5 protein-coding genes are annotated in these 14,543 nt (G+C 39.3%); all 5 read right to left on the bottom strand.

All coding sequences use genetic code 11. From position 1 onward, the window contains the following. Positions 1-465: 465 nt before the first annotated feature. A complete protein-coding gene (locus tag ACN1CD_RS17840) occupies positions 466-2,310 on the bottom strand; it encodes a glycoside hydrolase family 35 protein (RefSeq protein WP_419131757.1) in 1,845 nt (614 codons plus the stop codon). Positions 2,311-2,349: 39 nt separating this feature from the next. Then, positions 2,350-3,879 (bottom strand): glycoside hydrolase, encoded by a 1,530-nt coding sequence (locus tag ACN1CD_RS17835; RefSeq protein ID WP_419131756.1) that lies wholly within the window; start codon positions 3,877-3,879, stop codon positions 2,350-2,352. Positions 3,880-4,047: 168 nt separating this feature from the next. Further along, complete coding sequence (locus ACN1CD_RS17830; protein WP_419131755.1) at positions 4,048-5,742, bottom strand: RagB/SusD family nutrient uptake outer membrane protein; 1,695 nt, start codon at positions 5,740-5,742, stop codon at positions 4,048-4,050. A 4-nt stretch (positions 5,743-5,746) separates the two neighbouring features. Beyond that, complete coding sequence (locus ACN1CD_RS17825) at positions 5,747-8,947, bottom strand: SusC/RagA family TonB-linked outer membrane protein (protein ID WP_419131754.1); 3,201 nt, start codon at positions 8,945-8,947, stop codon at positions 5,747-5,749. A gap of 988 nt (positions 8,948-9,935) precedes the next feature. Further along, the gene (locus ACN1CD_RS17820) at positions 9,936-14,051 is read right to left on the bottom strand and encodes a hybrid sensor histidine kinase/response regulator transcription factor (RefSeq protein ID WP_419131753.1); all 4,116 of its coding nucleotides are present in this window, start codon (positions 14,049-14,051) and stop codon (positions 9,936-9,938) included. Positions 14,052-14,543 lie beyond the last annotated feature (492 nt).

The raw sequence follows: 14,543 nt of genomic DNA, 5'->3' as shown, positions 1-14,543 counted from the left end.
AAACTTTAGAAGATTGTAGACTTTTTGGACAACTTGTGGCTTTTTTCTACATAAGCTATTGCGCAATAACTCATTATGAAGTCCGGGTAGGTAATATGGAAATAAATTATAAAGTCTTAGCGAGACGCTAAGACTAGTAAAGTGTTTCAATTGATTGGCATAGGTTTTACCAAAATAGATTCTGAAACAAGTTCAGGAAGACGCCACGACTAAAGGTTGTAGCGGGTGCAATATAATGAGTTAATGGATATTGCTTCTTAATATTTCTTATTGCCTTAATGTTTCAATTGACCTGGGATTCACCAATAGATTCTGAAACAAGTTCAGGAAGACGTCACGACTAAAGGCCGTAGCGGGATGCTACGACCTTAATATTAAATTCTGTCAGAAATTACGATAGATGTATCACAAAGGATAAATGACTCTTAACTTCTTATTAAGCGCCTAGTTAACAAGATACTTAATTTATTTTTTCACTTCTGTTACCTCATCCAAAATTGGCTTACTTAAACTGGTGAGCACATTAACTTCTGGCTTATTCAGTTCCAGTACAATGATTTCGTTGGCACCTTTTTTCAACCATTCTGCAGGCAGATAAATGGTTTGTTGCGGACCAATGCTCCAGTATTTACCAAGGTTGTGTCCATTTACCCAAATCACACCTTTGCCCCATTTCCGTAAATCCAGGTAAGTATCGGCTGGAGTAGCTACATTGAATGAAGCAGATTTCAGTACAGGAGAATCTCTTTTTGCTTTCACAGCATTAATTTTTGCCGCTTCAACTTTATCAAATGGCAGTGAATACATCGTCCATGATTTTAGTGGCGTTCCGCCAAAAGATACCTGACCAACGATTCCTTTTTTATTTTTAAGGAGATTCGGACCGAAGTTAATCCGCCCCATATTTTCTACAAAAATTTCAAGTGTATGTGTTCCGGCAGGTAAATCAAGCAATAAACTTTCCTGTCCTAATCTTCTATCTAAAGTTCCTTTTCGTTTCCCATCGATATAGATAACTCCATAATCACGAAGACCGTCTATTTTCAGATCTGCCTTTTTACCACCTTTGATCTGTGTTTTATAAAGCATATAACCGTAAGCCTGATTCAGATCTTCAAAAGTTAATGGATTTTCACTTACCTTACCCTGACCAAGCTGATCAAATATTCCGATTTCTTTGGCAAATGTAATTGGCTCCAACACCACTGAAGGTTTTGCTTTTGGAACTTCTGGCAGTTTTTGATCTTTAGGCAAATGTTTTTCGATGACCGCCCTGAATTTCATAAATTTATCGGTAGCATTTCCAGCCTCATCAAGTGGTGCATCATAATCATAACTGCTAATTTGTGGTTCAAAAGGAATGGTATCTCTAAAGTTTGCGCCATTCATGAACCCGCGTGTACTTCCTCCGTGGAACATGTACATATTGATTGAAATTCCACTTAAAAGTACGGTATCTAACTTCCCGGTATATTGTTCTGCGGGAACTTTATGGTGCGGTGTACCCCACCAATCGAACCAGGCCGGATACCATTCTGCAATGAAAAAAGGACCTTTTCCTTCGTTCAGGCTGCGAACGGCTTGTTTTACTTTTGTTGGATTATCCTGACCATTAATGGCTGGCATCAATCCTTTCAAATGGCCTTTAACAATATCTTTTTCCGGATCGCAGGTATACAATAAGCCATCAAAACCAGCATCCACAAACATTTTGCGGTTCATTTCCAGGTAAACCTTATCTGCTCCATAAGAACCATATTCGTTCTCTACCTGAACCATAATGATATTTCCACCGTGATTTACTTGAAGTGGCGCCAATTGCTTACCAATCTCATCAATGTATTTTTTATATTCTGCCAGGTATTGTTTCTCCCGGCTTCTTACTTCCAGGCCTTTTTCGTTTTGTAACCAATATGGATAGCCCCCAAATTCCCACTCGGCGCATACATATGGGCTGGGTCTGAGGATTACCCATAAGCCCTCTTCTTTGGCAATCTTTACGAACTCGGCGATATCATTGTTGCCCGAAAAATCGAATTTACCTTTTTCCGGTTCGTGCAGATTCCAGAAAACATAAGTTCCGATGGTGTTCAGTCCCATCGCTTTAGCCATTTTCATCCTTGCTCTCCAAGCCTCTCTTGGCACTCTCGGGTAGTGGATTTCTCCAGAAATGATCTGGTATGGCTTGTTATCCAGCATAAAGGTGCTGTCGCCTAAAGTAAAAGAATGTTCGTTACTTGCCTTTCCACATCCAAGAAGTGTGATAGCCAGTAGCAGTACATTTAATATCAGTATCTTTTGTTTTTTCATGGTATTTAATTTTGAGGAACATCCTGTAAGGGAAATTCCTTATTTTTCTTTATTGGCGATAATGGTAGAAACAGATTTTGCAGGGAGGGTAAGCGCTCCTGCGGCAGCAATCGACCGCTCCAGGTTTTTACCTTCGGCAGTGGTATAAACGGTTACATTTTTTTGCTTTTGATCTATCCCTGCTAATTCGAAGTGGATAGCTTCATCGCTATTATTTACCGCTACGGTGATTAATTTATTGTCTTTAAGATAGCCTGAAACATAAAAATCTTTCTCATCAGAAACCTTCATTTCAACCCTTACACTCCCTTGTGGGATAAAGCGGCTGTAATTTCCAAATGCCCAAAGGGTTTTACTATCATAAACCTTTCCACTTGTTTTACTTTTATCGAGGTACACCAGGCCGTCTTTATAATCGCCGGTTGAAACAGCCAGCCACCATTGCCATGAGCTGGCGTTGGCATAGGTTAAATCGTGGTGGATCAACTTCGCGATGAACAATGCGGTAGTCATTCCCAGATCACGGCCTTCACCTTTTAACAGGCTGTCACCAAGCACGCAGTATTCTGACATCCAGAACCTCAATTTATCGTATTTAGCAACCTCTTCTTTTACTGCATTTCTAATTTCGATCGATTTCTGTTCAGGGCTTGTAGTGAAATAACTATGTCCGGAAATACTCCTATCTACGTTCTTTAAACTCCCAATATAGCCTGGCGAAGTCGGGTTAAAAAAATATTCGATCTGTTTACTTTTTGCAGTATCAGGATGGTTAGTGAGGTAGTTTAACTGTCCTGCTTCTGCGATCTGAATTTTCGTTTTCAGCCGTGTTTTGTTCAATGTTGCACTTAATTTTTTAACTAAAACGGCAAGTTCCTGATTGGTATATGGGCAACCTTCCTGATTTCCTTCATTCCATTTCCATTGCGGTTCATTCACCGGACTCAAATATTCCAACTCCACTCCTGTTTTCTTTTTAAGAATCTGAATGGTATTCACCAGATCCAGAGCAAAATCATCTGCTTTGCTAAAATCAAGATTACACTTCCCATCGCTCGAAAACGCTTTGTGGTTGAGGGTAAAATTTACATGCGGACTATTTACAAAACCAAGAAAATGTTTTACACCTCTGGTTTTGGCAGCATTCATAAACCATACCTGGCCAGGCATGGCTTCTTCATTGTAAGTTTTACTTAAGTTAAGAAAAGAGGGTTCCCTTCTCCATTCATCACGGATTCCGCTAGCCTCACCTTGCTCGGTACTTCCGCCACCAATGGCAAAGCGCCAAAAATTAAGGCCTATTCCTAATGGATTTCCAGCCTGATCAGTTTTGGTGCTAAAAAGGAGGTCGGCCATTTTGTTTTTTTCTGCATCAGGCCATAAACCCGCAAACTGGCAAGTCCAGGCATCTGAAGCGCCAAAGCCTTCTATTGTTTGGGCAGATTGAGTAAAATCTACTTTTGCGATGATGTGTCGTTGATTTTGCGCCTTTGAAATCGCGGGAGCAATAGCACCCAGCAGCACAGAGAAGATGAATATAAATGATGTTCGTGGCAAAAAGCGATTCATTTTATGATGGATCAAAATAAGCAATTGGGCCTGTATCCTGGAAATTCATCTACTAGTTGAAAAGCTCAACAAGAGGATTTCATTCAGATACATTACTAAATACTAGCGCTTCAAAGCTTTAGTTTACAATAGGTTAAAAAAGCGGGGCAATGATGCCCCGCATAAAAATTAGTAACCAGGATTTTGCTCCAGCTTACCACCCGAAGATAGAATTTCTGCTCTTGGAATTGGTAACCAGTATTGTTTATTTTGGAAAGTTTTGCCATCAAGTGCAACTTTTGGCGCATAGGTTAGTGTGTTTCCTGTTTTGGTTACAATAATTCCCGCAGCAGGCTTACTTTCTACCTGCGGTGCAATCTGCCAGCGGCGAACATCATAATAACGATGCTCTTCAAAAGCCAGTTCAACTCTACGTTCATAACGAACGGCATCTCTCATTTGCGATTGACTTAATCCAATGGCAAGGGCTGGCATATTTACATCTGGTCTTGCTCTTACCATGTTAACGGCCTGTCTGGCGCTCATAGATGATCCGGCTGGAACTGCATCTGGTCCATAAGCTTCGTTAGCTGCTTCTGCAAAGTTCAGTAATACCTCAGCATAACGCATGTAAATCCATGGTTGTAAACCGGCAACATCCCAGGGGTTATCAATTGGAAATGCATCATTCATGAATTTCTTCAAATAATAGCCTGTTTTGGTAGTATTCCAGTTAGAGTTACCATCTTTACTATCTTTTCCACCCGGAACAAATGCTTCCAGATTTCTTCCGCGGTAACTCGCACCATCATAAATAACGGTATAACCAAACCTTGGATCTCTGTTGGCATAAGGTTTAGCCGGATCATAACCAGAACCCGTTTCAGTAATGGCCTTTCCAGTGATTGTCTGATAATCATCTACCAGATTTTGTAAAGGCGTATTACCTCCCCAGGCATTGTATCCATTAGGTCCGTTTGCAATTTCAAGGCATACATGTCTGGCGTTGGTTGTAAATAATCTTTCGAAAATTACTTCATTGGTTTCATTTACCAGGAACATATTATTGTATCCGCCAGTGTAAATGCCATATTTATTTAAGCCAATTACTGCTTGGGCGGCTGTTGCGGCATCTGCCCAGCTTCCACTATTATAAAGCGGACTTGCTGCATAAAGTGCCAGTCTTGATTTTAGTGCCAAAGCCGCTCCTTTAGTTGCTCTGCCCAATAACCACGAACCGCTATTATTGGTTGGTAAGAGTGCCGCAGCTGCATCCAACTGTGCCAGTACGTAATCTATACTTTCTTTAAGCGTTGCCCTTTTAAACAGTGCGTCATCCTGCAGGTTATCATTTAACTGGGTTACTTTATCGCTCATTAAAACAGCACGACCATAGTTTCGGATCACATCCTGATAACGAAAAGCCCTGATGAATTTAAGTTCACCTTCAATTAATCTTTTGTGGCCAGCACTCATCGGTATTGTTGCCAATATCTGTAATGCATAATTACACTCACGGATGCTGCGGTAACTTCTAGACCAGATAGAAGCAGTACTGCCTAAATTATCTGGCGAAACCTGTCCTCGCTGCATCGCCCAGCTGCCATCATCATTATTATAGATGGATTCATCTGTATAAGAACTCGACATGCTGTATTCGAATCCGCGGCCAAAGCCAGGGTTTGAACCTTCACCTTCTTTTTCCTGTAATCTCGGGCTAACGTAACGGTTAAGCACAAAAGCTTCGAAAATGGTCGAATCGTTTTCTACCGATGCTGTACTAATTACAGAAGTGGGCGTAATTTCTAAAAAATCTTTTTTACATGATGCGAATAAAAGCGCCGCACCAAGGGTAATGTATAGTGGTTTAAAATATACTTTCATGATGTTAAAATTTAACGTTTGCGCCTATGTTGATAATTCTTTGTTGTGGGTAGAACTGGCCGCTTTCACTGCTTCCTTCAGGATCGTAATCTTTTACTTTCGAAATGGTGAATAAATTGAAAGCACTTGCATACAATCTTAAACCAGAAATTTTGATTTTAGAAAGCAGGTTGGTATTGAAATTATAGCCCAGCTCTACATTCTTCATCCTGAAAAATGAAGCATTATTTAGCCAAAAGTTATTGCGGAAAGCACCACCGCTGATTGCATTAGAAGCGCGTTCTGTTACCCTTGGAAAAGTGCCTGCATTGTTGGTAGGTGAAAACCTGTTATCTGCCCAGCTGCTGTAGAAGTTACCTACACTACCAGATTCTGGAAGTACATATTGGCTTACGCGAGACTGGCCTGCGAAAAGCACTGATACATCGAAGTTTTTGTAAGATGCATTTAAGTTTATACCGTAAGTAATCTGAGGCACGTTTCCGTATTTGCTTCTGGTCTGATCTCTGAAATCAATCACACCATCTCCATTAAAATCTTCATATTTTAAATCGCCAACTTTAGCACCTGTAACATGTGGATAAGCATTCAGTTCATCTGCATTACGAAAGATCCCTAAAGAATTAAAAAGCAAATAGCTTCCGATTGGCTGGCCAGTCTGGCGTTGGTAATCAAGCGTGCCGGCTGCTTCATCAATAAAGATGATTTCACTTTTTGCATAAGTCATGTTTCCGGTAACACCCCAGTTAAAGTTCTCTCCTGAATGATTGTAACCTAAACTTGCTTCAACCCCTGAACTGTTAATTTTTCCAATGTTTTCTGAAGGAACCAATGGAACTATTGCATTATTATTTGGTTCTGGAAAAGGATTTACGATACCTGAAGTAGCCGGAATAGAAGCGTTTCTGGTTAATAAAATATCGCTACGTTTTTGATTGAAATAAATGGCTTCTAAAGTGAAGTTTTTAAGGAAGGTAGCATTAATCCCGATATCTAGTTTGTTGGCACGCTCCCATCCTACTTGTGGATTAGCAAGTTTAATCAGGTTTAAGTTAGGCTGTATAACATTTACTCCGCTAGCTGGATTTGAGGCTACAAAACCATTTCCAATTAAAGTATAGTTATCAAAGTATTGGTAAGGCGCAATTAAGTCACTTCCTAGTGAACCATATGATGCTCTGATTTTTAAATCATCAATAAAAGAAACATGATCACTGAACCATTTTTCTTTGCTCACTCTCCATGCGCCTAGAATGGAAGGGAAATAACCAAAGCGGTTTCCATCTGCAAAAAGAGATGAACCATCTACACGCATCTGGCCTTCTATGATATAACGCTCGTCGTAATTATAAGCAATTTTTGAAATATAACTCTGGCGTGGATAATCTGTACTGCTTCCAGAGTTTCTTAAATCTGTAGCTGCCGTACCTCCCTGAGAAAGTTCAGGTAAGGTAGTTGAAATATAGTTTAGACGTTGTGCATCAAAAATCTCATAACGTTGTCTGCTTTGCTCGTAAGCAACAAATGCATCGATACTGTGCTTGCCGAATTTCTTAGTATAGTTTAACCTTACGTTAGAAGTAATCAGGCTGGTGTTTGCCTGAGATTCGTACAAGGTTGCTTTTGCATTACTGCCACCCACTACAACCGTATTGTAGATGCCCGAAGATTGATCGTAAGAATACAAGTTATATGGCTTGTTAAAGTTCTTAGCGAAATTGAAAGTTTTATCTACTGAGAAAAACCCGTCTACTGAAAGCCCTTCAACACCTGGAATCTGATAACTTCCTCTTAAAATAGCATTGAAAACCTGTGTTGGGTTTCTTGCGGTACCGCCAAGATCGGTTACCTGTACTGCCGGATTATTGTTTTCTATACCTGTTGTTGGCAAGCCATTAGGGTAGTATGCTCCTACAATTGGTTTTGCACGGTAAATGGAGCGGAAAATATCTCCTGCACCAGAGATTGGGAAAACACGGTCTTCTTCTCTTCCGGATATTCCTAATCCAATTTTCAATCTTTTAGAAATGTTGGCATCAATATTTGATCTGAAATTATATTGTTTATAACTCGCTGCTCCATTTTTATAAATCGCATCCTGGTAGATTTTACCCAACGACACAAAATATTTCACATCTTCTGTACCACCGCTCACGGATAAACTGTGTTGATTTTGAAGGGCAACACTTTTTAGCGTTTGGTCAATCCAGTCTGTATTTGGAAACAAAAGCGGATCTGATCCGTCTCTGAATTTCTGAATCTGTGCTGGGGTATAAGATTGGTTAAGTCCGCCGGCAGGATTAGAATCGAAGTTAATTTCATTCATTAACTGGGCATAAGTTGCTGCATCAGCCATTTTCGGAAGGCGGGTTGGCTGACTAAAACCCTGGTTAAAAGTATAACTTACTGTTGGTTTTCCAAGTTTACCTTTCTTTGTGGTAATTAAGATTACACCATTTGCTGCACGGTTACCATAAACCGCTGCCGATGCATCTTTTAGTACCGAAATACTTTCCACATCGTTTGGATCGATCCTTTCTAAACCACCCAACTGACCAGGAATTCCATCTACTACTACCAAAACATCGGTATTGGTAGTGGTACCCAGGCCACGAATCAGGATTTTTGATCCGTCAAATCCAGGTTCTCCACCTCTATTGTTTATCACTACACCAGCAACCCTTCCTGCCAATGAATTGGAAAGATTTGGTTGCGGACTTTTAACCAGGTCGCTTCCTTTAACTACTGAAACTGATCCTGCCAATGTTGCTTTCTTCTGCGTACCGTAGCCCACCACAACCAATTCATTCAATGATTTAGAATCAGGAGCAAGCTGCGTGTTTACGGTTGATTTGCCTCGGGTTGCCACTTCTGTATTTGCATATCCAATGTATGAAAAGACCAGGATGGCATTTTCATTCGGCACCTTAATGGAGTATTTACCTTCGCTATTGGTTTGGGTTGCCACTGTTGTTCCTTTAACAGCAACACTTACTCCTGGAAGTATCCCACCATTTTCATCGTAAACGGTTCCGCTTACGGTAATTTCATCTTTAGCTTGTAATGGATTCGTAGCGCTTAAATGTGCGGATGCCATCGTTACCTGGGCAGACAGCAAAGAAACACTGCTTACCGATACAATGAACAGCGTTCGTTTTGCACTACGACAAAACAGAACAGCCTGGCGCTGTAAAACTTTTCTCATGTTGGTTTAATTTGGTTACTTAATAATTAGCATTTTCTTTCGATCCCTTTCGCATGCTTCATTATATTAACGAGGCACAAGCAGAAGTTCATTTGAAAGCACTGCTAAATTCTACCAAATCCAACTAAACTAAAGGGGGTAAATAGCTAATATTAGCGGGGTAAAAATTAGCAAACGCCTTCAAATTGGCCGTTTTAACGCAAAAAGTACTTTAAGGTCTACAAAATTTCAGATTTTTATATCCCTAATTTTTAAATAACGATGTATAGTAAGATTTAGAAACAATACATTTTCACTAACCTGAACTCAATAATTATTAATAGATTTTTACATCACGGTTTGCGACCACCTCTCTGAAAGAGAGGAATTACCTTTTTTTCGTCCTTTCCCTTTCAGGGGAAAGGTGCCGATAGGCGGATAGGGGTCTAACCAATAGCGATAACCAGCTTAAATAGTATAGTAGGGCATATGATTAATCCAACGCTCAGGTTATAGAAAGTAATTTAATTATTCTCCCTATATTTAACGTAGGGTAAAATCGCTGAAAGACACTTCTCAAAAAATCGACTTCTTTACTCCGCCTCCAGTCTACTTTAACTCCACCTCCAGTCCACCATCTCGCTATACTTACCTTATACATAACTTAAGTCTACCTGTTGATTTAAGGGATGATTACTGGTTAATATCCGCTATCCAGCGATGAGGTAATCAATATAAGAACCTTCCAAATTATTCTGGGCACATCCGTATCAAACCATCTTCATCATTGTTTTCCACCCATAACTGAAAAAACAGGGAAAATTTTTCATTTTTGAATCTTCCACCAAGCATTATAACATGCATTCGATTATTAAAATGCGTACAATTGATTAGTTTTTAGAGTTTGGTATTTAGATTGATGGTTTTTTAAGGAAGAAACTGTATACTGCCCATATAAATAACCCATCAAATAGCATTTTAAGGCATATTATTAATTGAAACTAGGCACTTAAGTTTTAGACTTTTTTAAACCTGGACCAATGGAGCTGTTATTGGAAAAATTCTTCCGGTATTTTTTGATGTAATCTGATGGGTTCATGTCAAATACCTTTTTAAACTGTTCCCTGAAATACTTAATATCGCTCATGCCCACGGTGTACATGGTTTCCTGTATGGTTTTATCGCTGCTGATGAAAATTTCGGCGGCTTTTCTTAAGCGAATAAACCGAATGAAGCTATTGGATGAATGCCCTGAAATGGACTTGATTTTATTAAAAAGATTGGCTCTCGACATTCCGATTTCTTCCGCCAGCATTTTAATGTTAAAGTTTGGATCTTCGATATTATGTTCTACGATCCTGATGCAATTTTTCAGGAAGTCTTTGTATTCGGCAGAGATTTTCGAACTGGTTGGATTCAGCGTAATCTCGCTATAGAAATATTTCTGTAAACTATTTTTGCTTTTTAAAATACCAGCAATCCTGGCCACGAGCAGTTCTTTATCAAAAGGCTTGCTAATGTAGTCGTCGGCACCGCTCTCTACCCCCTTTAACTTAATCTCTGCAGATGTACTTGCGGTTAACAATACAATTGGAATATGGCAGATGGATTCATCCTCCTTTACGATACTGCAAAGTTCTATACCACCCATGCCCTGCATCATCACATCGCTGATTACAATATCTGGAAGAAATTCACGGATAATAGCAAGTCCGGCTTCACCATTGCTGGCTTTGTAAATTTGATATTTTTCGCGGAATACTTCTCCCAGGTAATTGGCAATTTCCTCATTATCATCTACAATCAGAATCGATTTTTTCTCCTGCGCCAGCATATCGCCCAATATTATTTCCTTATTCTTTGCCGGTTCGGTAACCAAATCATCCTGATTCAGTTCTTTTAGAAAGGAAGAACTCTCCAGCCGATCCGGAACGATAAAAGCAGGGTTAATGTGCGAACTTCCTTTCAGTAACCTGATGTTAAAAGTCGTTCCAGCTCCATCGTTATTTTGGCAGGCGATAGTACCTCCATGCATCCCGATGAAGTTTTTCACCAGAAACAAACCAATTCCGAATCCATTCCCAAATGACCTGTTGTTATCTGATTCCTGATAAAAGCGGTTAAATATTTTCTCCGTAGAATCCTCAGCAATACCACAGCCGGTATCTGTTATTGATATATTAACCTGATCTTCCGTTTCGATAATTTCTACAGCAATCCGGCCGCCATCGGGCGTAAATTTAAAGGCATTCGATAACAGATTGAAGACTGCAATTTCCAGCTTTTCCCGGTCAGCGAAAATATCAATCCTTTCTGAAACGGAGATATACTCATATTGAATGCCTTTGGTACGGGCCTGATGAGAAAAACATAGAAAAACTTCTTTTACTAATGCCGTCAGGTTAAGGTTAGCTGCTTTCAAGGTATCACCCTGGGCATCTGCCTTTCTAAAAAGCAATAACTGATCTACGAGGCTCAATAAGCGTTTGGCATTTCGGTAAACAATGTGCATACTACTGGTATCCAGATTTTTGTTATCCTGGTAGAGTAATTCCTTTACCGGATTAATTATTAAGGTAAGCGGCGTTCTGAATTCATGCGAAATATTGGTAAAAAAAGAAAGCTTCCGTTCATTAAGTTCCTTCTCCTTTTCGCCTTCAATATGTGCCACCTTGATCTCATATTTAAGTTCATCCTGTTTTTTCCGATACGAAATATAAACGTAAGTACTTGCCCCGATTGCACCAATATAAAGCAAACAGGCCCACCAGCTAAGGTACCATGGCGGGTTAATTTTGATCACGATGGTATAGCCTTCATCATTCCAAACCCCATCATTATTCGAAGCTTTTACCTGAAAGCGATAGGTTCCAGGGTTTAAGTTGGTGTAGGTTGCCTTTCGTTGATTGCCCACATAATTCCACTTTTTATCGAAACCCACCAGGCGGTAAGCATATTCATTTTTCCACGAATAGGCATAATTAAGCGCCACATACTCTATAGAAAAAACACTTTGATCATAGTTTAAAGTAATTTCTTTGGCCACATTCAGGTTTTCCTTTAATGGCCCATCCGGATCTGGCTGAACGGTTTTGTTAAACAATTGAAAATCGGTCAGGTAAACAGGTGGTGGTACCCGATTAAACCTGATTTGATCGGGATTAAAAGAAAAATAACCTTTAGTGCCCGCCACAAAAATTGAAGTTCCTTTATTAATAATAGTGGAATTCGCCAGAACGCCATCAGCTTCATCAAAATTTCTTACCTTTTTACTTACAGGATCAAAGCTGGAAATCCCGCTCTCGGTGGCAAGCCAGATCTTTCCATCTGCATCTTCCGTAATATCATTGAATACATTGCTCGAAAATCCATCTGTTTTTGAATATACCTGCGGGCCATCGCCATTCGGCAAAAACCTGTTTAACCCATCTGGTGTGCATACCCAGATATTTTTTTTCGAATCTGTGTAAATTGCTTTAATAATATTACTGCTCAAACCCTTGCGCCCACTATTTACAGTTTCCAGTGCCCGGAAATGATTTGTTTTCCGATCAAAGATGTTTACGCCTCCGCCATAAGTACCAATCCAGATCTTTCCATCTGGTGCCTTGGAAAGTGAATAGGTATGGTTATTATTAATGGATAAGGGATTTTTAGGTTGGTTATAGAAATGTTCAAACTGATTTTTATTGCTGTCAAAAATCTTAACTCCGGCATCGGTAGTCAGTATATAAACCCCACGATTTATTTCCAGAATATCTCTAAAAACATCTTCATTAAATAAATTTCCAATGGCAGAATGATGATAATGATGTTTGAAAAGGTTGCTTTTTGGATCATAACTATCGAAACCATTTTCTGTAAGAATCCATAAAATACCCTGACTATCAAAATAAAGCTTCTGGATCTCATTATTGGTCAGGCTGTTTGAGCTGTTGTTTTTTGTAAAGGCTACCGTTTTCCCCGATTTCTCATTAATGGAAAAAAGGCCATTATTGGTTCCCAGCCAAATGACTGAATCACGGATCACTACACTTTTAACCTCCCGGTTGCCAAGCGGCAACAAACGAATATTGAATTTATATTGTTGGTGATCAATCTTCCTGAGTCCGTTCCGACCGTTAATCCAGATGATGCCATCTTTATCCTTATAAGTATTTCCATATGGAAAGTTAGAAATATCATTAATTTTATCCCAGGTACCTGAGCGGGTATTGTGCCAGTAAAAACCATTGTTCCCTCCAATTAATAAAAGGTCTTTACCCGCAGGCATGATGCTGAAAACAGAATAATTATCGCGATCCGGACTTTCAATTTTCGAAAATTTCAGCGTTTTTGGGTTGAAATTAAATAGCCCATTCCAATAGGTTCCAACCCAAATGTTGCCATCTTCATCGTAAGATAATGCCCAAACATCGTTTGGATTTTTTGCACCCGGTTTCTGGTACTGGGCATAATTGGTAAAAGTTTTTTTCTTTTTATTAAAGCGATTAAGTCCGGCACTCCAGTTTCCTAGCCATAAATCGCCTTTAGCATCTTCTATAATCGAATTAACTGATTTACCAACCATGCTATTTTTATTTGAAGCATTGGGTTTATAAACCAGGAAGTCTTTTCGTGTGGTTATATATTGATTGAAACCATCATCAGTACCCACCCAAACTGCGCCAGCTCGATCACATAAAACAGACCAGACTTTGTTATTACTCAAAGAACGGGAATTGTTATCCCGGTGTACAAATCTTCTGAAAGTCTCAGAAAGTGGATCTAATAAATTCAGTCCATCCATGGTGGCTACCCAAATCTTCCCATGGCGATCTTCTACGATTGCATTCACAAAATTATTAGAGATAGATGTACTGTCTCCAGCTTTATTAGAAAAAACCTTGAATGTATACCCATCAAAACGGCATAGTCCATTTTCGGTACCCACCCAGATAAACCCCCGTTTATCACGCAGAGTAGCTGTGGTATTTTTTGAGGGCAAACCATCATTTGTAGAATAGGTTTTCATTTCGCCTTTGTACTGCCCTGGCACAAATGCGGTATTAATTTTCTGTGCAACAGAAATGTTGACGGTAAAGAAAAGAAAACAGCTTGAAGCAACTGTTCTTATAAATTTCATTCTTATTTGCTTAGTCTTTAAAAAATTAAAATGCTGGGAGCGCATTCAAATAATTAACGAAGATAGTTTAATATGTATTAATTTGGTTACAACTAATTTCAAAAGCGGATAATTCAACCCTAGATTGCCGCTATTTTACTTTAAAAAAAAAGAATTTAATAAACAAATTTAGGTTAATGGAGATTTGCGAATGTAGAAAGAAAATAGGGAGTTAGTTACTTATCACTATGTGAACAGAAGAGTGTTTGATAAGTCCTTTAGAAGTTGACTTGTAGTTTGAATACGAGAATGGGATGGTATTTGACAGGCCTACTTTTTTACATTCGCATAAACTGTGGGTTAAACGGTCGTCATCCTGAACTTGATTCACTGTTGTCCGGTAAACATTTTTTTTTGATAAAATAAAAGGGGTTGCTTTTGGCTTCCCCTTTTTAGTGTTGATATTTGAGTTACCACACTTAAACATTCAACATGGGCAAAAATACTTTTTTT

It is taken from the genome of Pedobacter sp. N23S346, from assembly GCF_048515415.1.
Taxonomy (GTDB): domain Bacteria; phylum Bacteroidota; class Bacteroidia; order Sphingobacteriales; family Sphingobacteriaceae; genus Pedobacter.
This window is presented reverse-complemented; position numbering and strand designations above follow the sequence as displayed.

Coding starts and splice junctions, on each gene's coding strand:
- ACN1CD_RS17840 (WP_419131757.1), bottom strand. CDS start 2,310: ATGAAAAAACAAAAGATACTGATATTAAATGTACTGCTACTGGCTATC.
- ACN1CD_RS17820 (WP_419131753.1), bottom strand. CDS start 14,051: ATGAAATTTATAAGAACAGTTGCTTCAAGCTGTTTTCTTTTCTTTACC.
- ACN1CD_RS17825 (WP_419131754.1), bottom strand. CDS start 8,947: ATGAGAAAAGTTTTACAGCGCCAGGCTGTTCTGTTTTGTCGTAGTGCA.
- ACN1CD_RS17835 (WP_419131756.1), bottom strand. CDS start 3,879: ATGAATCGCTTTTTGCCACGAACATCATTTATATTCATCTTCTCTGTG.
- ACN1CD_RS17830 (WP_419131755.1), bottom strand. CDS start 5,742: ATGAAAGTATATTTTAAACCACTATACATTACCCTTGGTGCGGCGCTT.